The 793-nt window shown below is 49.1% G+C and carries 1 protein-coding gene; it reads right to left on the minus strand.

Annotation, left to right across the window (positions count from 1 at the left end):
• A partial coding sequence (locus tag ACS8FD_RS19260; protein WP_439277042.1) for an amidase occupies positions 1-721 on the minus strand: 721 nt, incomplete at its 3' end.
• Between the last annotated feature and the right edge of the window lie 72 nt (positions 722-793).

The following is a 793-nucleotide window of genomic DNA, read 5'->3' on the forward strand; positions in this document are numbered from 1 at the left end:
TAGAGGTTGCATCACGCGGATCATGACCGATCATCGGCTGTAGTAGATACGCGCAGTCTTTGGCGCTACGACCCATGCTACCGGCTTGGTCAAGACTTGAGGCGTAGGCGATCATACCGAAGCGCGATACACGGCCATAAGTGGGCTTGATACCTGTCAAGCCGCAAAATGATGCAGGCTGACGAATAGAGCCTCCAGTATCACTACCTGTTGCCACTGGCACAAAACCTGCGGCGACAGCGGCGGCACTACCACCAGATGAGCCGCCAGGGACACGCTCTAGGTTCCAGGGATTTTGTACGGTCCCATAGTATGAGCTACTGTTGTCTGAGCCCATCGCAAACTCGTCCATATTGAGCTTACCTAAGCTAATCATGCCCGCTTTATCGATGTTGGAGACGATAGTGGCGTTATAAGGTGAGACAAAGTTATGAAGCATTTTAGAACCACAAGTGGTCAGTACGCCTTGGGTACAAAAGATGTCTTTATGCGCCATTGGCACCCCGAGCAGACGTCTTTTATCGCCTTGTGCTCGCATCTCATCAGCTGCCTGTGCTTGGGCGCGTGCCGTCTCAGAGGTTCGTGTGATAAAACTATTAATCTTGCCATCTAGCGCGTCAATGCGCTTGATATAATGGTCAGTCAGCTCAAGGCTGCTAAATTGTTTGTCTTGTAAGCCTGTGACAAGCTGCTGGGTACTCAATAGATGAAGTTCAGACATAAGGTGTCGTCCGTCAAAATGTTAATAGCATAAAATGTAAGAAAATAAACGTAAATATCAGTACAGCGGACT

The sequence above is a fragment of the Psychrobacter sp. 1U2 genome (assembly GCF_051847575.1).